Source organism: Neorhizobium sp. USDA 3394 (assembly GCF_056280385.1).
The window spans coordinates 3,902,716-3,923,272 of record NZ_JBWCDU010000001.1 but is presented as its reverse complement, the minus strand read 5'-3'; the positions used below and the strand labels follow the sequence as shown (position 1 = coordinate 3,923,272).

The window sequence follows — 20,557 nt, the reverse complement described above, 5'->3', positions numbered from 1 at the left end:
GCCCGAGGGAAGGATGCACATACTCGCCACCACATCGTCGTCTCTCGACGACCTGATCGAACCGGTCGACCTCAACCAGTCACCGGCCGACGTGGTGGTGCTGTCCTTTTCCGGCAGCGACCTGAACGGCATTGCGGCCGTGTGGAATAAGCCTGCAAGCGGCGGGAGCGATACCCCCCTCTGGCCTGCCGGCCATCTCCCCCTCAAGGGGGGAGATTGGCAAGATGCACCCGCCTTCCTCAAAAGCCAACGCCGGAGTGACGCGAGGCCTAGCCACGATTCGATCTCCCCCCCTGAGGGGGAGATGGCCGGCAGGCCAGAGGGGGGTGGCCCCTCCGACCACAACTCGGACAAGCTTAGTCCCCCCATTCCTCCAACTCTCCGCCTCACCAACCTCTCCGATCTCCGCCACCCCATGTCGGTGGACCTGTGGATCGAGAAGACGGCGGCGCATGCCAAAGTCATCCTCGTACGCATCCTCGGCGGCTATGACCGCTGGTCCTACGGCGTAGAGGAGCTTTCCCGATTGGCGCGCTCCAGGAAGATCATGCTGGCCCTGCTTCCGGGCGAATGCAGCATCCGCGACGAACGTCTCGCCGGGGCCTCGACGGTTTCGGAAAACCAGCTCGCCGGCATCCTGGCCTGCTTCCGCGAAGGGGGGCCGGACAATATGCGGCTCCTCGCAAAATTGCTGACGACCCTGGCCGAAGGTAGAACGGAACCTCTGCCTCCGGCAGCACCGATGCCGAAGGCCGGATACTACAAGCCGGGAAAGGGCATCGTCGCGGCCGATGACCTGCTGGCCAGCCTCGCATCGGATGCACCGCGCCTGCCGATCCTGTTCTACCGCTCCATGCTGCTGGCCAATGATGCCGCACCGATCGACGCACTGTTCGAAGCGCTAGCTAACCGTGGTTTCGCGCCGGTACCCATCTTTGTCTCCGGCCTGAAGGATGCCGACGCTGTCGCCTTCGTCGGACAGGCGATCTCGGACCTGAGAGCCGCGGCAATCCTTTCCACCACCGCCTTTGCCAGCGGCACGGACGAGAACGGCGAAACGATCTTCGACCGCACCGGCGTGCCGGTATTCCAGATCGTCATCGCCACCACACGGCGCGAAGGCTGGGCGGAAAACCGGCGCGGCCTCAACCCCGCCGACCTCGCCATGCACGTCGTCCTGCCGGAGCTCGACGGGCGCATCCTGGCCGGCGCGATCTCCTTCAAGGCGGGGGACAATTCCGCCAACCTCGTCAACCAGCCGGAACCGGACCGCGTTGAACAGGTCGCCGATCGGATCGCCGCTTTCCTGCGGCTGAAGGCGGCACCTCGTGCCGAGCGCAAGATCGTCATCCTGATGCCGGATTACCCGAGCGCGCCGGGACGCACCGGTTATGCCGTCGGCCTGGACGTGCCGCAGAGCGTACTCGGGATGCTGAACGAGCTATCAGTAGCCGGCTACAATGTTTCGGATATTCCAGAGACCCCGCGTGACCTTCTCGATGATCTGAGTGCAAAATCCGCTACCCATGTGCTCGCAGCCTACAGCTCCGTGCCTACGGCGGAGGCGGCTTGGGGCGCCCCTGAAACCGATGAAGACCTGGAAGACGGCGCTTTCCGTTTTCGCGCCGCAAGCTTCGGCAATGTCACTGTCGCACTCGCGCCCGATCGCGGCCGCAATGCCGACCGCCGAGCCGACTACCACAGCCCCGACCTGCCCCCGCGCCACGCCCTGATCGCCTTCGGCCAATGGATGCGCGAAACGCTGGACGCGCATGCGATCGTCCATGTCGGTGCGCACGGCACGCTCGAATGGCTGCCGGGAAAGACCGTGGCTTTGTCGAAGGACTGCTTCCCCGAGATCGTCACCGGCGGCCTGCCGGTCATCTATCCGTTCATCGTCTCCAATCCGGGCGAGGCGGCGGTCGCCAAAAGGCGGATTGCCGCCGTCACCATCGGCCATTTGCCGCCAGTTCTGGCCGGTGCCGGCCTTTCCGACGAACAGAAAAAGCTGGAACTGCTGGTCGACGAATATGCGCAGGCCGACGGGCTCGATCGCCGTCGCCGCGACCGGCTGGCCAAGCTGATCGTCGAGACCGCCCGCGATACCGGCCTGGCCGGAGAGGCCGGCGTTTCGAACGATGACGATCCGGATACCGCTCTCAGCCGCATCGACGCCTTTCTCTGTGATCTCAAGGACTTTTCGATCAAGGACGGTCAGCACATCTTCGGGCAGGTCGCGCCCGGCGACGACGACTTGCTTCGCGTTCAAAGCGCCGAAACCGAACGCCAGGCTTTGCTCGACGCGCTGGACGGAAGACACATCCATCCGGGTCCGTCCGGGGCGCCTGCGCGCGGCCGCCGCGACGTGATGCCGACCGGCCGCAACCTCTTCGCCAGCGACCCCCGTACCCTACCGACGCCGACTGCTTTCGAACTCGGCAAGCGCGCGGCCGACGAAATCCTGCGGCGTTATCTGCAGGACCACGGCGACTGGCCAAAAAGCCTCGTTTTCGATCTTTGGGGCAGCGCATCCCTGCGCAGCGGCGGCGAGGAAGTCGCCCAGGTCCTGGCGCTGATGGGCGCAAGACCTGTTCAGGATATGGCGACGGGCCGGATCACCGGTATCGAAGTCCTGCCGCCGGCAACGCTCGGCCGTCCGCGTGTCGACGTGAGCTTGAGGATTTCCGGCCTGTTCCGCGACATGTTTCCGGCTCTCATCGCCCTGCTCGATGCCGCGATGCGCGCCATCGCCGCCCGCGAGGAAGCGCCGGGCGACAACCCTCTTGCAGAAGAGGCCGTCAACCTCGGACACGTACCGCCCCGCATCTTCGGCTCCGCGCCCGGCACCTACGGGTCCGGCATCGAGGAAAAGCTTGCGGATGGCACCTGGGTGGAACGCGAGGAGCTCGGCCGCCTCTATCTCGATGCCACCAGCCATGCCTTTGGCGGCGCGGAAGGCGACGCCAGCCATGTGCCCGGCCAGTTCGCAAACCGCATCGGAACCGCCGATCTTCTCGTCCATACCGGCGACGATCCCGGCCGCGACCTGCTGGACGGCTCGGCCGATGTCGCCTTCATCGGAGGCTTTGCTGCGGCCGTCGCGGCACTCGGCGGCAAGGCGGATATCATCGCGCTCGACACGACCGATCCGCAAAAGCCCCGCGCCCGCTCGATCTCCGAAGCGGTGACCCGCGTGGTGCGCGCCCGCGCCGTCAATCCGCGTTTCATCGCCGGCCAGATGCGCCACGGCCCGCGCGGCGCCGCCGAACTGGTGGAGACGGTCGATCGGCTGATCGGCTTTGCCGAGACCACCCATGCCATTCCCCAGTCGCTGATCGAGGCGACCTACGACGCCTATCTCGGCGACGACAAGGTCCTCGACTTCCTGCTGGAACAGAACCCCGAAGGCGCCCGTTTCATGGCCGAGCGGTTCCGCTCGGCGCTTCGCCGCGGTCTCTGGCATCCCCGCCGCAACGCGGTCGATGCCGAGCTCGAAATGCTCACGCGGGAGAAGGTCGCATGACGGCACTCTCCCTCGACCGAAACACGCTGGACATGCGCCGAGGCGCCTGCCCCGCTTTGTCGGCCCCGATGATGACCGGCGACGGGCTTCTCGCCCGCGTGGCGCTGACCGAGGCGATCACGCCGGCACAACTCGCCGAACTCTGCCGGCTGGCACGGCGCCACGGCAACGGCATTCTCGATATCTCCGCGCGCGGCAACCTGCAAATCCGGGGATTGAGCGAGGCCTCGGCCCCACTTCTCGACGCCGAGGTCCGGGCCCTGAACCTGCCGCTTCGCGATGGCCTGGCCGTCGAAACCCCGCCTTTGGCCGGGATCGACAAGACCGAGATCGCCGACCCGCGACCGATAGCCGAGGCGATCCGCCGAGGTGCACGGGAGATTGTCGGCCTCGCGCCAAAGATGTCGGTGGTGGTTGACGGTGGCGGACAGCTCCGGCTTTCCGACCTACTGGCCGATATCCGGCTCGTTGCCGTTTCCAACGAGGAAGGCATGCGCTGGAAGCTGCTTCTGGGCGGCACCGAGGCAACCGGCCGCATTTTCAATGTTTTACGTGAAACAGATGCGATCTCCGCGACGCTGGAACTGCTTCGCAAACTCGCAGGGATGGGGATCAGGGCGCGAGGGCGCGACCTCGCGGCCGGACTGCCGAAGAACGACACCGTCATCCACCCTACCTCACCGTTCAACACGTTCCGCCTCGTCAACGATCTTGTCGCGGCGGGCATCGGCCCGGCCTTTGGCCAGGCGAATGCCGATAACCTGATCGTCTTTTGCGCCGAAGCCGAGCGGCTGGGAATACAATTCCTGAAACCCGCTCTCGACCATTCGCTCCTGTTTTTCGCCGCTCAAACCGCCTGCGAAGCGCTGACCGCCTTTGCCGGCGGCAACGGCTTCGTCACCTCGCCGAGCGATCCGCGTTCGGCCATAGCCGCCTGCTCCGGAAGCCCGGCCTGCAATTCCGCGGCCATCGCCACCCATGAACTCGCCGCCAAAGCAGCACGGGATTGCGGCGACCTGCTGGACGGTTCGTTCAAGCTGCACGTGACCGGCTGCCCCAAGGGCTGCGCCCATCCCGAACCCTCCGCGCTTGCACTTTGCGGAACCACCGCCGGCATTTCGCTGATCACGCAAGGAAAAGCGGCCGAAGAGCCCTTTGCCTCGGTCGCTTTTGCCGATACCAACAACTCCCTTCGCCGCATCGCCGATCTCGTCCGTAACGAGCGGCAGGCCGGTGAAAATTCCGCAGCCTGCCTCGCCCGTCTGGGACCGCGCCGGCTTGCTGCGGCCGTTATGTCAGGACGACCATGAACAGTTACGATTACATCCGCGAAGGCGACGCGATCTACGAAAAATCCTTCGCGATCATCCGCGAGGAAGCCGACCTCTCGCCCTTTTCGTCGGAGCAGGCGGACATCGCGGTGCGCATGATCCACGCCTGCGGGCTGGTCGAGGCGGCGCAGTATTTCCGGTTTTCCAAGGATTTCGTTGCCCAGGCACGCGGCGCGCTTCATGCCGGCAAGCCGATCTATTGCGACGCCGAAATGGTGGCGCACGGTATTACCCGCGCCCGCCTGCCGGCCCATAACCAGGTGATCTGCACGCTGCGCGACAGCCGCACGATCGAGCTTGCAAAGACCATCGGCAACACCCGCTCGGCCGCCGCCCTGGATCTCTGGGACGAGATGGGGGGCGCAGTCGTTGCGATCGGCAATGCCCCGACCGCGCTGTTCCGCCTGCTCGAAATGCTGGATGCCGGCGCGCCGCGTCCTGCCGCGATCATCGGCATGCCGGTCGGTTTCGTCGGCGCTGCGGAATCCAAGGAAGCGCTGATGGAAGCGACGCTCGGCATTCCCTATGCGATCGTGCGCGGCCGCATGGGCGGCTCGGCGATGACGGCTGCCTGCGTCAACGCGCTGGCGAGGGCCGGACTTTGAACGCCGCACTCCTCAAGGGCAAGCTCACGGGCGTCGGCACGGGACCCGGCGATCCCGAACTGCTGACGCTGAAGGCGGTACGCGCCATCAACGAAGCGGATGTGATCGCCTTCTTCTGCAAGAAAGGCTCGAGCGGCAACGGCCGCGCCATCGTCGAGGCGCATATCCGGCCGGGCACGCTCGAACTGCCGCTGGTCTATCCGGTCACGGTCGAGACCCATAAGGACGAGGCCGATTATCGCGGCCCGATCGCCGATTTCTTCGATCGCTCTGCGGAAGATATCGCCACGCTCCTCGATGCCGGCAAGAATGTCGCCGTGCTGAGCGAGGGCGATCCGCTTTTCTACGGATCCTACATGCATCTGCATGTGCGGCTGGCCAATCGCTACCAGGCGGAAGTCGTGGCAGGCGTCACCGCCATGTCCGGCTGCTGGTCTATGACCGGGATGCCGCTCGTCCAAGGCGACGATATTTTGAGCGTGCTGCCCGGCACACTGTCCGAAGAAAAGCTCGCGGAACGGCTCGGAAACACCGACGGCGCAGTGATCATGAAAGTCGGCCGCAACCTGCCGAAGATCCGGCGAGCGCTGGCCTCGGTCGGCAAGCTATCCGGCGCGCTCTACGTGGAGCGTGGCACCATGGCCAACGGGACCGCTCAAAAACTGGAAGAGCGCGACGAGAGCCCGGCGCCCTATTTCTCCATCGTCCTCGTGCCCGGCTGGAAGGCCCGGCCATGAAAACGGGTTCGCTGACCGTCGTTGGCCTCGGCCCCGGCAATCCGGACCAGATGACGCCGGAGGCTCTCTCGGCAGTTACGGCCGCAGAGGATTTTTTCGGCTATTTTCCGTATATCGACCGGCTGAACCTCCGGCCCGACCAACGCCGCCACGCCTCCGATAATCGCGAGGAACTGGCTCGCGCACGCGCCGCGCTCGAAATGGCGGCGGGCGGAGGCAAGATCTGTGTCGTCTCGGGCGGTGATCCCGGCGTGTTCGCCATGGCAGCCGCGGTTTGCGAGGCAATCGACGAAGGCCCAGCCGTTTGGCGCGAGATCGATTTTTCGGTCGTGCCGGGCATCACCGCGATGCTGGCCGTGGCGGCCAAGGCCGGCGCGCCGCTCGGCCATGATTTCTGCGCCATCTCGCTTTCGAACAATCTCAAGCCCTGGGATGTGATCGAGAAACGTCTGATCGCCGCAGCAACGGCCGGCTTCGTCATGGCCTTCTACAATCCAGTCAGCAAGGCCCGCCCGCATCAACTCGGCGAGGCCTTCGATATTCTGCGCGCCCATCTGCCCGGCACCGTGCCGGTGATCTTCGGCAGAGCGGCCGGCCGGCCGGATGAAGTCATCCGCATCGTGCCGCTTGCGGAAGCGACAGGCGATATGGCCGACATGGCGACCTGCGTGATCGTCGGCACCGCGGAAACGCGGGTGATCGAGCGGGAGAACCAGCGGCCGATCGTCTATTCCCCGCGTTATTTCAAAGGCGCTGGCGCATGATCGAGCCAGGCGAGCATTTCACCGACAGTTTCGACGGATGGTACATCCGGCAGGACCGGACGGCGGATCAGGATGACGTCGATACCGAGATCGCGCGCCGCGGCGATCTTCCCGTAGCTTGCCGGCCCGCCGCTATTCTTGGCAACGATCACCTCGATGCCATGGTCTTGCAGAAGCCTGGCTTCGTCCGCCTGCCCGAAGGGTCCGCGCGCCGTCAGATAGACCGCGTTCGGGACGGCAAGCGGCGGTTCGACCGGATCGACGCTGCGGACCAGATAGGTGTGGTGGGGCGCAGCCTCGAAGGGCAGAAGCTCCTGCCGTCCGAGCGTCAGAAACGCTTTTCGCGGGACCACTCCCAGGGCGTGGACCGCATCGGCAACGCTCTCAACTTCGATCCAGCGATCACCGGGCTGCCGCAGCCAGGGCGACCGACGCAGGGCGACAAGCGTTACACCGGACATCTCGGCAGCTTTGGCAGCGTTGCGGGAGATTTGGGCTGCGTAAGGATGCGTCGCATCGATGAGGATCGAGACACCTTTTTGCCGGAGGTAAGCGGCAAGCCCCTCGGCGCCGCCGAAACCGCCGACACGCACCGGCACGGGCTGCTCGGCCGGCGCGCGGGTGCGGCCGGCAAGCGACAGCTCGACGGTAAACCGTGGATCGCCGGCAAGCTGTCCGGCCAGCGCACGAGCTTCCGCCGTGCCGCCGAGAATGAGGATGGAGCGTTGCACGATGCCTCCTGAATCAGAGCGGAAACCTTTAAACCAAAGCCGCTGGCTGTCCATCGTCGGCATCGGCGAGGATGGGGTCGCGGGCCTCGGCGAAAATGCCCGCGCGGCAATCGCTTCTGCTGCCGTGGTCTTCGGCGGCAGGCGGCATCTGGAACTGGCAGCCTCCGTGATCTCCGGCGAAGCCCGGCCGTGGCCAACACCGTTTGACGCGGCGATGCGCGATGTCGTGGCGCTGCGTGGCCAGAAGGTCTGCGTGCTGGCATCCGGCGACCCCTTCTTCTTCGGCGTCGGCGTCACGCTATCCCGCCATGTCGCGCCTGAAGAATATACCGCCTACCCCGCCCCCTCGGCCTTTTCGCTGGCCGCCTCACGGCTTGGCTGGCCGCTTCAGGACATCGAAACGGTGTCCTTGCATGGTCGGCCACTCGAACTCATTCGGCCATCGCTTCATCCGGGTCGGCGGATCATCGCGCTCACATCCGATGAGAACGGGCCGGCGGCGCTGGCGGAGCTATTGTCCCGCACCGGTTTCGGGCCGTCTCGGATAACCGTCCTGGAATCTCTGGGCGGCGCGGCGGAACGTATCCGCTCGCAGCGAGCAGATGAGTTCGCGCTCCCGGATATCGATGTGCTGAATGTCGTCGCCATCGACGTTAAGGCCGAAGCCGGAGCCTTTATCCTTCCGCGCACTGTCGGGTTGGACGATACGTTGTTCGAACATGACGGGCAGATCACCAAGCGCGAAATCCGGGCGCTGACGCTCTCGGCACTGGCTCCGCACCGCGGCGAACTGCTGTGGGATATCGGCGCCGGATCGGGTTCGATCAGCATCGAATGGATGCTGGCCGATCCTTCCCTGAAAGCCATTGCGATCGAGGCCAATCCGCAGCGGGCAGCACGCATCGGGCGGAATGCTTTGGCATTCGGCGTGCCAGGCCTGCGCATCGTCGAAGGCGAAGCACCAGTAGCTTTGGCCAATCTGCCACAGCCGGATACGATCTTCATCGGCGGAGGTGGCAGCGAGCCCGGCGTTTTCGACACGGCCCTGGATGCGCTGAAGCCCGGCGGGCGGATGGTCGCCAATGCCGTGACGCTGGAAATGGAAGCGGTCCTTCTGGCAGCGCATGCGAAACTTGGCGGCGAACTGATCCGCATGGAGGTTTCGCGCGCAGCGCCGATCGGCGGCATGTCGGGCTGGAAACCGGCCATGCCGGTCACCCAATGGAGCTGGACGAAACCCGGAGTGAAGCCATGATTGCCGCCGGTCTCGGTTGTCGAAAGGGCACATCTGCGGAAGCGCTGCTTTCTGCGCTGGCCGCCGCCTGCGCCGAAGCGAATATTTCACGGGAATCCGTGTCCGTTTTGGCAACCGGCGAGATCAAGCGGCATGAGCCGGGAATGATCGAGCTTGCCGAACGACTGGGCCTGCCCTTGCACATTCTCGACGATGCGGCGCTGAAGCAGGCAGAAGGCCGCACCAAAACCGTTTCGAAACACAGCCTTGCGCAAACCGCCACGCCAAGCCTTTCCGAAGCGGCGGCATTGGCCGCTGCCGGCGAGGCTTCGGAACTGATTGTCGCGCGGCTGATCGCCGATGGCGCCACCTGCGCGCTGGCCCGCTCGAAGGACCATTCATGACCGTGCATTTCATCGGCGCCGGACCAGGCGCCGCCGACCTCATCACCGTGCGTGGCCGCGATATTCTCGCCCGCTCCCCGGTCTGCCTTTACGCCGGCTCGATCATGCCGAAGGAACTGCTCGACTATTGCCCGAGGGACGCTCGGATCGTCGATACCGGTTCTCTGTCACTGGACGATATCGAGGCGGAATACGTGTCGGCACATCGGGCCGGCAAGGATGTCGCGCGGCTGCATTCCGGCGATCTTTCCGTCTGGAGCGCGGTTGCCGAACAGATCCGCCGGCTGGAAAAGCACGGCATCGACTATACCCTCACTCCCGGCGTGCCCTCCTTCGCCGCCGCCGCTGCGGCTCTGAGACGGGAGCTGACCATTCCGGAAGTGGCGCAGAGCCTGGTGCTCACCCGCGTTTCCGGCCGCGCTTCGAAAATGCCGGATGGCGAGACGCTGGCGGCCTTCGGCGCGACCGGCGCCACGCTGGCGATCCACCTCGCCATCCATGCGCTCGACCGTATCGTCGCGGAACTGACACCATTTTATGGCGCCGATTGCCCGGTCGCGATCGTGGTGCGCGCCTCCTGGCCGGAAGAACGGATCATCCGCGGCACGCTTGCCAATATCGAGGCGAAGCTGGCCGCAGAGCCGGCCGAACGCACGGCGCTGATCTTCGTCGGCAAAGGCCTGGGCGCTGCCGATTTCGTCGAGAGCCAGCTTTACAATGCCGATTACGTCCGCCGCTTCCGGCCCGGCTGGCCTCAGACCGACACCAAGGATTCCGAATGATCGGACGGTGTAAACGCGGTCTGGCCGACCAGCCGGCCCTCGCGATCGTAAACCAGGATTTCCAGCGCGATCTCAGTATCCTTGAGCGCCTTGGCAGCGGTCTTCCAGGCGAGCGCGGCAATCCGGTCGCCCAAGGCCAGGCCGTTTTCACCCGCAAGCGCAAAGGCCTGGGATACCGTGTTGGCAGCAGCAATCTGCGCCGCAAGCTCATCGCTCGCTCCGGCTTCGCCCGCCAATTTCGCCAAAGCCTCGAGATCGGCCAGCCCACGCTTGGAATGAACGTCGAGCATGCCCTGCGCGAGCTTGGTCATCTTGGCGACGCCGCCGGCGATCGTGACCTTCGGCACCGGATGGTCACGCAGATATTTCAGCATGCCGCCGACGAAATCACCCATGTCGATCAGCGCGATCTCGTGCAATCCATGATGCGCCTGCACCGCCTTTTCGGACGTGTTGCCGGTGGCGCCGGCCACATGGGTGAGGCCGGCGGCGCGCGCGACATCGATGCCGCGCCAGATGGAATGAATCCAGGCCGAGCAGGAAAAGGGAATGACGATCCCCGTCGTGCCGAGGATGGAAATGCCCCCCAGGATACCCAGCCGGCCGTTCAGCGTCTTCTCGGCGATCTTCTCGCCATCGACGACGGAAATCTCGACCTCGAAATCCGCCTCTTTGCCGGCAACCTCGGCGATTGCCTGCGCGATCATCTTGCGCGGCACCGGATTGATCGCGGGTTCGCCGACGGGCAGAGGCAGGCCGGCACGGGTGACGGTGCCGACGCCTTCGCCGGCCTTGAAGGTGATGCCGCTGCCCGCCACGCCGCGCCGCACGGTGCTTTTGATCAGCGCGCCGTGCGTGACATCCGGATCATCGCCGGCATCCTTGACGATCCCGGCTCTCGCAAATCCCTCCCCGTTTTCTTCGACGGCGAGCGCGAAGGATGGCGTCTGCCCGCCGGGCAAAGTCACCTCGATCATATCGGGGAATTTTCCGGAAACGAGGGCAAGACAGGCCGCCTTGCTGGCCGCCGCCGCGCAGGTTCCCGTGGTCCAGCCACGACGCAGGTTCTTGCCATCCGCTTCCATGGCCGTTTCTATAGCCCGACCGGGGCCGAGCGTCACCGGTCAAAGGTCCGCATATGAATGAAAGCATCGAATCTATCGTCGCAGCACCCGTCTTCGAGCCCGGCCATGTCTGGCTTGCCGGCGCCGGCCCGGGCCACCCGCGTTACCTGACGCTGGAAGTCGCCGACGCGATCGGCAAGGCCGATGTGATCGTCCATGACGCGCTGGTCTCCGACGGCGTGCTGTCGCTCGCGAAAACCGCCGAGCTGATCTTCGTCGGAAAGCGCGGCGGCAAGCCCTCCGTCGCCCAGAACGATATTACCGGCCTGCTGATCGAACTCGCCCGCAAGGGCAAGCGCGTGCTGCGACTGAAGGGCGGCGATCCCTTCGTATTCGGGCGCGGCGGCGAGGAAGCGGAGGCGCTTGCCCGAGAAAACATCCCGTTCCGCATCCTGCCGGGCATGACCTCGGCGCTGGCGGCTCTCGCATCAGCCAACATCCCCGCGACAATGCGGGGAATGAGCCGCGCGATCACCCTTGCGACCGGCCATGCGGCGGGAAGCCCCGGCGACCTGGACTGGAAGGCACTGGCGAAAACCGGCGAGCCGATCGTCGTTTACATGGGCGTCAGCACGATCGGCACGATCGCCAGGCTGCTGATCGAAGGCGGGCTGTCGCCGGAAACGCCGGTCGCGGTGCTGATGGCGGCAACGACGCCGGACGAACGCTCGCTGACGGCGACGCTCGCAACCGTGGAAGTGGAAGTCGAGCGGCAGAAATTCGCAGCACCTGCTCTGATCGTCATCGGCCGGATCGTTTCCATGCAGGCCGTGCTGACGGGTGGCAAGCCATGACGGCCCGCGCGCTCATCATCGGTGCGCCGCGCTCCGGCTCCGGCAAGACCAGCGTCACGATCGGCCTGCTGCGCGCCTTCGCCCGCCGCGGCGTCAAGGTGCGCGGCATCAAGACCGGACCGGATTATATCGATCCCGGTTTCCACGAGGCTGCGACGCATCGGCCGGGCCTCAACCTCGACAGCTGGGCGATGGCCCCGGACCTGCTCCGGCATCTCGCGCGGGGTCCGGCGGAAGATGCGGAACTGGTTTTGATCGAAAGCGCCATGGGCCTGTTCGACGGCATCGTCAGCGAAGAGAACCGTTCGGGCGCGGCCTCCGACCTCGCCCGGCTGTTCCATCTGCCCGTGCTGCTGGTGCTCGATGTCTCCGGCCAGTCCCAGACCGCTGGCGCGATCGCTTACGGCTTTGCCCATTATGATCCGACCGTGAAAATCGCGGCCTGCGTCCTCAACCGGGCCGGCAGCGAGCGCCACAAGAAGCTCTGCGGCGATGCCATCCAGGCGGCCGGAATTCCCGTCGTCGGCACCGTCCTGCGCGATCCCTCGCTGGTTCTGCCCGAACGGCATCTCGGCCTCGTCCAGGCAAGCGAGCATCCGGAAATGGACGCACATATCGAGCGGCTGGCCGATGCCATGGAAGCCTCGCTCGACCTCGATGCGATCTATGCCGCTGCAAAGCCGTTCAATATTCCCAGCGGTTCGGCGGAAAAATCACTGCGGCCGCCGGGCCAGCGCATCGCTTTGGCGCAGGACGCCGCCTTCACCTTTCTCTACCCGCATCTGATGCGTGAATGGCGTTCCGCCGGTGCGCAGATCGTTCCCTTCTCGCCATTGAACGACGAGGCGCCACCGGCTGGCTGCGACGTCTGTTGGCTGCCGGGCGGGTACCCCGAACTGCACGCCGGACGGCTTGCGGCAGCCGAGAGTTTCAAGTCCGGCCTAGCCCGATTTGCGGAAACAAAACCCGTTCATGGCGAGTGCGGCGGCTATATGGTTCTCGGCGAGACGCTGGAGGATGCCGATGGCATGACGCACGCCATGACGGGGCTGCTCTCCCACCGTACCAGTTTCGCCAAACGCAAGATGAACCTCGGCTACCGCCAGGCGGAACTTGTCGAGGGTAGCCCGCTCGGCCGCAAGGGCGATACGATCCGCGGCCATGAATTCCACTATGCCGGTGTTGTTTCGCCGGGAACCGACCAGCCATTTGCAACGATCGCCGATGGTGGCGGCACGCCGATCGGTCCGACCGGCGGCAGGCGCGGCCTCGTCAGCGGCGCCTTTTTCCACGCGATTGCCCGCGGCTAACCGGCAGAAAGCAACCTGAGCGCGGTAACCGCCCGTTCCGCGTCCACCGCCGGCACGAAGATATGGTCGTGGTAATAGGCCGCGACGACATTGGCGCTGATGCCCTCTTTGGTCAGCGCTGCCGCCATCGCCGCGGTCATGCCGACCGCTTCCAAAGAGGAATGCACCATCATGGTGATGCAGCGAAGCGGTGCGCTTGAGGTTAGTTCCGCGCTGTCGGCAACATCTCTCGGCAGGATCAGCGTGAGGCCTTCCGTTTCCAAGAACATTCCGATGGGCTTCAGCGCCAGATAGTCGTGCAGGTTCTCGGACTGCACGGTCGCATAGACGAACTCGCCGTCGATAAGCACCGGCTCAAGGCTCGCAAGCAAGGTGGAAAGGTCGGTGATACGCTCATGAGCCCGCCAAAGATCGCCCGATGAATGAACCTCGGGCTGAGGTTACGGCGGCAATTCACCGCCCGCAAGACCGGATATCTCCTCCGAAACAATCCCATAAGCCGTAAATCCGTCTTGCGTGTCTCTCGCGAGCTTCTAGTCTGCGTTGCTTCGGGGCTAAGCCCCCTCAAACTCGGTTTCGAACAGCAAGGTGTTCCGGTGACGGATTTCGAAAAGACCCGCTCGCTCTTCTATCTGCCGGAAGGCGTGATCTATCTCGACGGCAATTCGCTCGGACCGCTACCGCTCGCCGCGAAAGAGCGTGTCGCCGGGCTGATGACCGACGAATGGGGCGAGCTGCTGATCAAGGGCTGGAACAAGGCCGGCTGGATGGCGATGCCGCGGCGGATCGGCGACCGGGTGGCCAAGCTGATCGGTGCCGAGGAAGGCACGGTCGTCATGGGCGATACGCTGTCGATCAAGGTCTACCAGGCGCTCGCTTCCGCGTTGGAATTGGTGCCGGAACGCAAGGTCGTGTTGTCCGACAGCGGCAATTTTCCGTCCGACCTCTACATGGCCCAAGGCCTGATCGGCTCGCTCGGCAAAGGTCTTGAGCTGAAGATCGTCGAGCCGGAAGGGGTCGAAGCCGCCATCGACGAAACCGTCGCCGTCGTCATGCTGACCGAAGTCGACTACCGCACCGGCCGGCTGCACGACATGAAGGCGCTGACCGAAAAGGCGCATGCCGCCGGCGCGATCACCGTCTGGGATCTTGCCCATACCGCCGGCGCCCTGCCCGTCGATCTTTCCGGTGCCGGCGCGGATTTCGCGGTCGGCTGCACCTACAAATATCTGAATGGCGGCCCCGGCGCGCCGGCCTTCATCTATGTCGCCCCGCGCCACGCGGACAAGGTGCGGCCCGCCTTGTCCGGCTGGCTGGGGCACGAACAGCCCTTCGCTTTCGATCTCGGTTATCGGCCGGGCGACGGCATCGACCGCATGCGGGTCGGCACGCCGCCGATCATCGGGCTTGCGGCGCTCGACGCGGCGCTTGATGCCTGGGAGGGCGTCGACATGGCGGACCTGCGGCGGCAGTCGATAAAACTCTGCGATCTGTTCGTCGCGGAAGTCGAAAAGCGCTGCCCGATGCTGAAGCTGGGCTCGCCCCGCGACGGGACGAAGCGCGGCAGCCAGATTTCCTTCCTGCACGAGGAGGGATACGCGATCATGCAGGCCCTGATCGCCCGCGGCGTGATCGGCGACTTCCGCGCTCCGAACGCCATTCGCTTCGGTTTTACACCTCTCTATATCGGCGAGGCCGAGGTATTGGGAGCGGTGGATATCCTCGAAGACATCATGACCAATCGCCTCTGGGACACGGTGGAATATAAGCAGAAGGCGGTGGTGACCTGATCGGATGACGGAAGAACGGCCCACGTCCCCCCGAAAGCTCTCCAGGGTCGTGCCCTACCGGCTCGCGCGCAGCAACGCGGAAATGATGAAGCTCGTCAGCCTGCTTTGCGAGGCCAACGGTTTCAAGCTGAACATCTGGCGCGTCATGTCCGCGATCGGCACCTATCAGTCGATCTCGCCGATGGAAATCGGCAAACTCACGACCATCGACAAGGCGATGGTGTCGCGCGCTATCCGCGAACTGGTCGATCGCGGTCTGATCGACCGACGCGCAGATGCACGGGATGCGCGATGGGCCCAGATCGAGCTGACGGCAGCAGGAACGGCCGTCTACGAAAAGATGGTGGCGGGCATCGACGCCCTCGAGAAACACATGTTCGGCGATCTGCCGCCCGAAAAGACAGCAGCATTCATGGACATGCTCGAACTGATCGAACGTCGCGCCAGGTTGGCCCGTGATATGGTGGAACTGAACGGGAAAGCCGGTTTGGCGCGGCTGTTGGGAAGCGATGCCGAATAGGGCTTGCGGATCCCGGCGCATTCGAACCGGCGTTCGTAAGCTTTACATAACCAATATCTGAATTGTTTACAAAGAAACAATCTCCCTGTAAACAAATGGCAGAGCGGGAGGAGATCGCCCGCTTTTGTCCTGGGAGGATCCTATGAAGAACCGGTTTTTTGCTGGCATGGCGCCTGTTGCCGCCCTGTCCTTGTCCCTATTTGCAAGCTCTGCCCTGGCTGACGTGACGATCGGCGTGACCATATCGTCGACCGGTCCGGGTGCGGCACTCGGCATTCCGCTGAAGAATTCCGTCGAATTGTGGCCGGCCGAAGTGGGCGGCGAAAAGCTGAAGGTCATCGTTCTCGATGATGCCGGCGACCCCTCGGTTGCCACCACCAATGCCCGCCGCTTCGTCAACGACGACAAGGTCGATGTCATCGTCGGCTCCGCGCTGACGCCCGCTTCGATCGCGGTCGCTGGCGTTGCGGGCGAAACCAGCACGCCGCATCTCTCCTGCTCGCCGGTTCCGCCGACCATTTCCAAAGGCAAGTGGACCTTTGTGATGCCGCAGGATGCCGGCCTGATCGCCAGGAACCTGTTTGCCAAGATGAAGGCCGATGGCGTCAAGACGGTCGGTTATATCGGCTTCTCCGATAGCTATGGCGACCTTTGGATGGGCCAGTTCAAGGGGATCGGCGAACAATACGGCCTGAAGGTCGTCGCCGAGGAGCGTTATGCCCGTCCCGACACTTCCGTTTCCGGCCAGGTGCTGAAACTCGTGGCCGCGCGTCCGGACGCGGTCTTCGTCGGCGCCTCCGGTACCGGTGCCGCATTGCCGCAGATCGGTCTGCGCGAACGTGGCTTCGCCGGCAAGATCTACCAGACCCATGGCGCCGTGACCTTTGACTTCCTGCGCATCGCCGGCAAGGCTGCCGACAACACGATCTTCGCCTCAGGCCCGGCCATGGCGCCGGAAGCCCTGCCCGATACCGCGGAAACCAAGGCGGAAGGCATGGCCTATGTCACGGCCTACGAAAAGAAGTTCGGTCCCGGCACCCGCACCCAGTTCGGCCCGCATATCAACGATGCCATGGCCATCCTGAAGAAGGCCATCCCGGTCGCGCTGAAGAAAGCAAAGCCCGGCACGCCGGAATTCCGCGCTGCTCTGCGTGACGCGATCGAAACCGGCGGCCCGTTCCCGGCAAGCCAGGGCGTCTTCAACTTCAAGGCCGACGATCACCTTGGCCTCGACGACCGCGCCGTGGTGCTGCTCACAGCCAAGAACGGCAAGTTCGAGATCACCAAGTAAGTCTGCGAACAAACGGGGCCCGGCGTCCGCGCCGGGCCTTTTTGCAGCGTCTTTTCTGTTATCGGGGGAAATTCCTTGGACGCGATGATTGCGACCTTCCTGATCCAGGATGGCGTCACCAATGGCGCAATCTATGCGCTTCTCGGTCTGGCGCTGGTCCTGCTCTTCTCGGTCACGCGGGTGATCTTCATTCCCCAGGGCGAGTTCGTCGCCTATGGCGCGCTGACGCTGGCGCTTCTCGACGGCGGGAAGGTGCCCGCCACCACCTCGCTTCTCGTCTGTTTCGGCGCGGTTGCCTTCCTGTTCGACCTCTGGAGCATGCGCCGCGGCACCGATGTCCGCACCTTTCTGCGCAGCCTCGCGCTCAACCTGGTGCTCCCCGGCGTGATCTACGGCATCACCATCGTGCTTGCGCCACTCGACCTCCCGTCCGTTGCGAAGGCCCTGCTCACCATACTGATCATCACGCCCATGGGCGTCTACGTGTACCGGATCGCCTACCGGCCGCTTGCCGATGCGTCCGTGCTCGTCCTGTTGATCGCCTCGGTTGGCGTGCATCTTGCCATGATGGGGCTTGGCCTCGTCTTCTTCGGAGCCGAGGGCCTGCGCGCCGAGCCGCTTGCCGACGACAACTACACGATCGGAGCCTTGATGGTGAGCGCCCAGAGCCTCTGCATCTACGGAGCGACGATTGCGATCATCGTCGGTCTCTACATGTTCTTCGAACGAACCCTGCTCGGCAAGGCGCTGCGCGCCACCGCCGTCAACCGGCTCGGTGCACGACTGGTCGGCGTCCGCACCCATCTGACCGGCGTCACCGCCTTCACGCTGGCGGCCGCCATCGGCGCCGTTTCCGGGGTACTGATCGGCCCGATCACCACGATCTACTACGATACCGGCTTCCTGATCGGCCTCAAGGGCTTCGTGGCGGCGATCATCGGCGGGCTTGCGAGCTTTCCGATCACCGCGATCGCCGCGATCGGCGTCGGCCTGGTCGAATCCTTCTCTTCCTTCTTCGCCAGCAGCTACAAGGAGGTCATCGTCTTCGGGCTCATCATTCCCGTTCTGATCTGGCTGTCGCTGAGCGGCGGCTTCCATGAGGAGGAGTGAGCAATGAAAATCGAGCGTTTGCTTCCCGGCCTCGCCGGCGTCGTTTTGCTGGCGATCATTCCCCTCCTGCCGGTACCGCCCTTCTGGCTGACGATCCTCAACAATATCGGCCTCGCCTCGCTGGTGACGATCGGCCTCGTGCTCCTGACCGGCGTCGGCGGTCTCACTTCGTTCGGCCAGGCGGCTTTCTGCGGTTTCGGCGCCTATACGACGGCCGTGCTGAGCACGAACTACGGCTTGTCGCCCTGGCTGACCCTGCCCTTGTCGCTGATCGTCGGCGCGGCGACCGCCCTGCCGCTCGGCCTCATCACCGTGCGCCTTTCCGGCCATTTCCTGCCGCTCGGCACCATCGCCTGGGGTCTGGCGCTTTATTATCTGTTCGGCAAGATCGACCTTCTCGGCCGTTACGACGGCATTTCCGGCATCCCGCCGATTGAATTCGCCGGCTATCGCTTCATGAGCGACGGGTCGATCTATTACCTTATCTGGTTTTTCGTGATTGCGGTCGCGATCGGCGCGAAAAATCTGCTCGACTCGCGGATCGGCCGGGGCATCCGGGCATTGCGTGGCGGCGGGCAGGCGGCAGAAGCCTTCGGCGTCAACATCGTGCGCGCCAAGCTCACCGTCTTCGTCTTTGCCGGCGTCGTCGCCGCACTTTCGGGCTGGCTCTACGCCCATATGCAGCGCTCGGTCAACCCGACGCCGTTCGGGCTCGGCATGGGCATAGAATATCTGCTGATGGCCGTGGTCGGCGGCTCCGGCCATGTCTGGGGGGCAATCTTCGGTGCCAGCATCGTGCTGATCATGAAGGACGTGCTGCAGCGTTTCCTGCCGGATCTGATCGGCACGACCGCCAATCTGGAAATGGTCGTTTTCGGCATCCTGTTGGTGGTTATCCTGCAGCTCGCCCGGGACGGCCTGTGGCCATTCGTATTGAAGCTCTTGCCGAAACGGCCCGGGCGGTCCTTCCCGACGTCCGACGACAGGCTTGCCAAACGCACGCTCGCGCCGGCCGGCTCGTCGCTGATCAAGGTGGAAAAAGCACGAAAAGCCTTCGGCGGGCTGGTCGCGGTCAACGATGTCAGTTTCGAAGTGCGCGCCGGCCAGGTCGTCGGCCTGATCGGCCCGAACGGTGCCGGCAAGAGCACGACCTTCAACCTCATCACCGGCCTCGCTTCATTGACCAGCGGGTCGGTTTTCTACGAAGGCCGGCCGATGACCGGCGACAGCCCGCGCGAAGTCGCCAAACACGGCATCGCCCGCACCTTCCAGCACGCAAAGATCCTGCCGGACATGTCGGTGCTGGAAAATGTTGCGCTCGGCGCGCATCTGCGCGGCTCGGCCGGCGTCTTCAGGAGTTTCCTGCGGCTGGAGCGCAGGCAGGAGGCGACACTGCTTGCCGAAGCCGCCGTCCAGCTCGAACGCGTCGGGCTCGGCGCCTATCGCGACCGGCCGGCCGGCGACCTGGCGCTCGGCCAGATCCGCATCCTCGAAATTGCCCGCGCCCTGTCCGCCGACCCGGCCGTGCTGCTGCTCGACGAACCCGCGGCGGGCCTGCGTCACGGTGAAAAGCAGGAGCTCGCCAACCTCCTGAAGAAGCTGCGCGAGGAGGGCGTAAGCGTGCTCCTCGTCGAACACGACATGGGCTTCGTCATGGGCCTCGTCGACCATCTCGTGGTGCTCGATTTCGGCACCCTGATCGCCGAAGGCAAGCCAGCGGACGTGCGCAAACATCCGGCGGTCGTCGCCGCCTATCTTGGGGGTGTCGCATGAGCGGAAACCTGCTCGAACTCTCCGACCTTCACGTCTCCTATGGCCGGGCCGAGGTGCTGCACGGCATATCGATGAGCATGAAGCCCGGCAGCATCGTCACGGTGATCGGCGCAAACGGCGCCGGCAAATCGACGCTGCTCAACGCCATCATGGGCATCGTCCCCTCCTCCGGCACGATCGTCTACGACGGCGCGCCCGTGCCGCGCTCGGTCGAAGGCCGCGTCGCCACCGGTCTTTGCCTCGTGCCGGAAAAGCGCGAACTGTTCTCCACCATGTCGGTCGAAGACAACATCGAACTCGGCGGCTTCCTGCGCAGCGCCGCCGAGCGCGCCGAGACGCGCGAGGACGTCTACGCCCGTTTCCCGCGCCTGGCCGAACGCCGCAAACAGCTGGCCGGAACGCTTTCCGGCGGCGAACGGCAGATGCTGGCGCTTGCCCGCGCCCTGATGAGCCGGCCGCGCCTGCTGCTGCTCGACGAACCGAGCCTCGGCCTCGCACCGAAGATCGTCATCGACATCCTCAACATCGTCTCGGAACTGAGGAAGACCGGCGTCTCGATCCTGCTCGTCGAGCAGAATGCCCGTGCCGCGCTCGAAATCGCCGACGAGGGTTACCTGGTCGAACTCGGCGAAGTCCGTCTTTCCGGCCCGGCAAGCGAAATGGCCGTCAATCCGGCACTGATGGAGAGCTATCTCGGCACCCATTCCTGATGAGATGGCTCGGCCCGACGCGGC

At 64.7% G+C, this 20,557-nt stretch carries 19 protein-coding genes; 16 read left to right on the top strand and 3 right to left on the bottom strand.

What is annotated here, in order from left to right:
• The first annotated feature begins 13 nt into the window (after positions 1-13).
• Genes cobN through ACZ9EJ_RS19340 form a run of 5 tightly spaced genes read left to right on the top strand, consistent with a single transcriptional unit; the run spans position 14 to position 6,960 of the window.
• Positions 14-3,523: a cobaltochelatase subunit CobN gene (cobN, locus tag ACZ9EJ_RS19360; RefSeq protein ID WP_251090769.1), complete on the top strand. Its 3,510-nt coding sequence runs from the start codon at positions 14-16 to the stop codon at positions 3,521-3,523.
• Positions 3,520-4,833 (top strand): precorrin-3B synthase, encoded by a 1,314-nt coding sequence (gene cobG / locus ACZ9EJ_RS19355; protein WP_046641827.1) that lies wholly within the window; start codon positions 3,520-3,522, stop codon positions 4,831-4,833. The genes cobN and cobG overlap by 4 nt, the downstream gene beginning before the upstream one ends.
• Positions 4,830-5,459, top strand: coding sequence for a precorrin-8X methylmutase (locus ACZ9EJ_RS19350; protein ID WP_046641826.1), 630 nt, complete (start codon positions 4,830-4,832; stop codon positions 5,457-5,459). The genes cobG and ACZ9EJ_RS19350 overlap by 4 nt, the downstream gene beginning before the upstream one ends.
• Complete coding sequence (locus ACZ9EJ_RS19345) at positions 5,456-6,196, top strand: precorrin-2 C(20)-methyltransferase (protein WP_046634729.1); 741 nt, start codon at positions 5,456-5,458, stop codon at positions 6,194-6,196. Before ACZ9EJ_RS19350 ends, ACZ9EJ_RS19345 begins: the two co-directional genes overlap by 4 nt.
• Positions 6,193-6,960 carry a precorrin-3B C(17)-methyltransferase gene (locus tag ACZ9EJ_RS19340; RefSeq protein ID WP_046641825.1) on the top strand — a complete coding sequence of 256 codons (768 nt, stop codon included), beginning with the start codon at positions 6,193-6,195 and terminating at the stop codon, positions 6,958-6,960. Before ACZ9EJ_RS19345 ends, ACZ9EJ_RS19340 begins: the two co-directional genes overlap by 4 nt.
• On the opposite strand, the gene ACZ9EJ_RS19335 is transcribed toward ACZ9EJ_RS19340, so the two are convergent.
• Positions 6,936-7,691, bottom strand: a complete 756-nt coding sequence (locus ACZ9EJ_RS19335) for a cobalt-precorrin-6A reductase (protein WP_052764680.1) — start codon at positions 7,689-7,691, stop codon at positions 6,936-6,938. The genes ACZ9EJ_RS19340 and ACZ9EJ_RS19335 overlap by 25 nt on opposite strands.
• Before the next feature lies 1 nt (position 7,692).
• Between ACZ9EJ_RS19335 and cbiE the strand changes: the two genes are divergently transcribed.
• From cbiE to cobM, 3 genes are read left to right on the top strand one after another with little or no spacing between them, the layout of a single operon-like run.
• The gene (gene cbiE / locus ACZ9EJ_RS19330) at positions 7,693-8,946 is read left to right on the top strand and encodes a precorrin-6y C5,15-methyltransferase (decarboxylating) subunit CbiE (protein ID WP_080955821.1); all 1,254 of its coding nucleotides are present in this window, start codon (positions 7,693-7,695) and stop codon (positions 8,944-8,946) included.
• On the top strand, positions 8,943-9,329 hold the full coding sequence (locus ACZ9EJ_RS19325; protein WP_046641855.1) for a cobalamin biosynthesis protein: 387 nt from the start codon (positions 8,943-8,945) through the stop codon (positions 9,327-9,329). Before cbiE ends, ACZ9EJ_RS19325 begins: the two co-directional genes overlap by 4 nt.
• Positions 9,326-10,111, top strand: coding sequence for a precorrin-4 C(11)-methyltransferase (cobM, locus tag ACZ9EJ_RS19320; RefSeq protein WP_046641823.1), 786 nt, complete (start codon positions 9,326-9,328; stop codon positions 10,109-10,111). Before ACZ9EJ_RS19325 ends, cobM begins: the two co-directional genes overlap by 4 nt.
• On the opposite strand, the gene ACZ9EJ_RS19315 is transcribed toward cobM, so the two are convergent.
• The gene (locus ACZ9EJ_RS19315) at positions 10,084-11,196 is read right to left on the bottom strand and encodes a cobalt-precorrin-5B (C(1))-methyltransferase (protein ID WP_046641822.1); all 1,113 of its coding nucleotides are present in this window, start codon (positions 11,194-11,196) and stop codon (positions 10,084-10,086) included. The two genes, cobM and ACZ9EJ_RS19315, sit on opposite strands and share 28 nt — an antisense overlap.
• 53 nt (positions 11,197-11,249) lie before the next feature.
• Between ACZ9EJ_RS19315 and cobA the strand changes: the two genes are divergently transcribed.
• Together cobA and ACZ9EJ_RS19305 are read left to right on the top strand one after the other, a co-directional pair.
• Positions 11,250-12,029, top strand: coding sequence for a uroporphyrinogen-III C-methyltransferase (cobA, locus tag ACZ9EJ_RS19310; protein WP_046641821.1), 780 nt, complete (start codon positions 11,250-11,252; stop codon positions 12,027-12,029).
• Positions 12,026-13,339, top strand: a complete 1,314-nt coding sequence (locus ACZ9EJ_RS19305) for a cobyrinate a,c-diamide synthase (RefSeq protein WP_046641820.1) — start codon at positions 12,026-12,028, stop codon at positions 13,337-13,339. Before cobA ends, ACZ9EJ_RS19305 begins: the two co-directional genes overlap by 4 nt.
• Here ACZ9EJ_RS19305 and ACZ9EJ_RS19300 read toward each other — a convergent pair.
• The gene (locus tag ACZ9EJ_RS19300; RefSeq protein WP_046641819.1) at positions 13,336-13,728 is read right to left on the bottom strand and encodes an ACT domain-containing protein; all 393 of its coding nucleotides are present in this window, start codon (positions 13,726-13,728) and stop codon (positions 13,336-13,338) included. The two genes, ACZ9EJ_RS19305 and ACZ9EJ_RS19300, sit on opposite strands and share 4 nt — an antisense overlap.
• A gap of 207 nt (positions 13,729-13,935) precedes the next feature.
• On the opposite strand from ACZ9EJ_RS19300, the gene kynU reads away from it, so the two are divergent.
• The 6 genes from kynU to ACZ9EJ_RS19270 all read left to right on the top strand — a co-directional run bounded on the left by kynU (position 13,936) and on the right by ACZ9EJ_RS19270 (position 20,533).
• Entirely contained in the window at positions 13,936-15,129 is a 1,194-nt protein-coding gene (kynU, locus tag ACZ9EJ_RS19295; protein WP_046641818.1) for a kynureninase, read from the top strand.
• A 4-nt stretch (positions 15,130-15,133) separates the two neighbouring features.
• Positions 15,134-15,649: a MarR family winged helix-turn-helix transcriptional regulator gene (locus tag ACZ9EJ_RS19290; RefSeq protein ID WP_080955820.1), complete on the top strand. Its 516-nt coding sequence runs from the start codon at positions 15,134-15,136 to the stop codon at positions 15,647-15,649.
• Positions 15,650-15,791: 142 nt separating this feature from the next.
• Positions 15,792-16,940: an ABC transporter substrate-binding protein gene (locus ACZ9EJ_RS19285; RefSeq protein ID WP_046634711.1), complete on the top strand. Its 1,149-nt coding sequence runs from the start codon at positions 15,792-15,794 to the stop codon at positions 16,938-16,940.
• A gap of 75 nt (positions 16,941-17,015) precedes the next feature.
• Positions 17,016-18,050, top strand: coding sequence for a branched-chain amino acid ABC transporter permease (locus ACZ9EJ_RS19280; protein WP_046641817.1), 1,035 nt, complete (start codon positions 17,016-17,018; stop codon positions 18,048-18,050).
• Between the two features lie 3 nt (positions 18,051-18,053).
• The gene (locus tag ACZ9EJ_RS19275) at positions 18,054-19,823 is read left to right on the top strand and encodes a branched-chain amino acid ABC transporter ATP-binding protein/permease (protein ID WP_046641815.1); all 1,770 of its coding nucleotides are present in this window, start codon (positions 18,054-18,056) and stop codon (positions 19,821-19,823) included.
• Positions 19,820-20,533 (top strand): ABC transporter ATP-binding protein, encoded by a 714-nt coding sequence (locus ACZ9EJ_RS19270; protein ID WP_046641814.1) that lies wholly within the window; start codon positions 19,820-19,822, stop codon positions 20,531-20,533. The genes ACZ9EJ_RS19275 and ACZ9EJ_RS19270 overlap by 4 nt, the downstream gene beginning before the upstream one ends.
• The last annotated feature ends 24 nt before the right edge of the window (positions 20,534-20,557 follow it).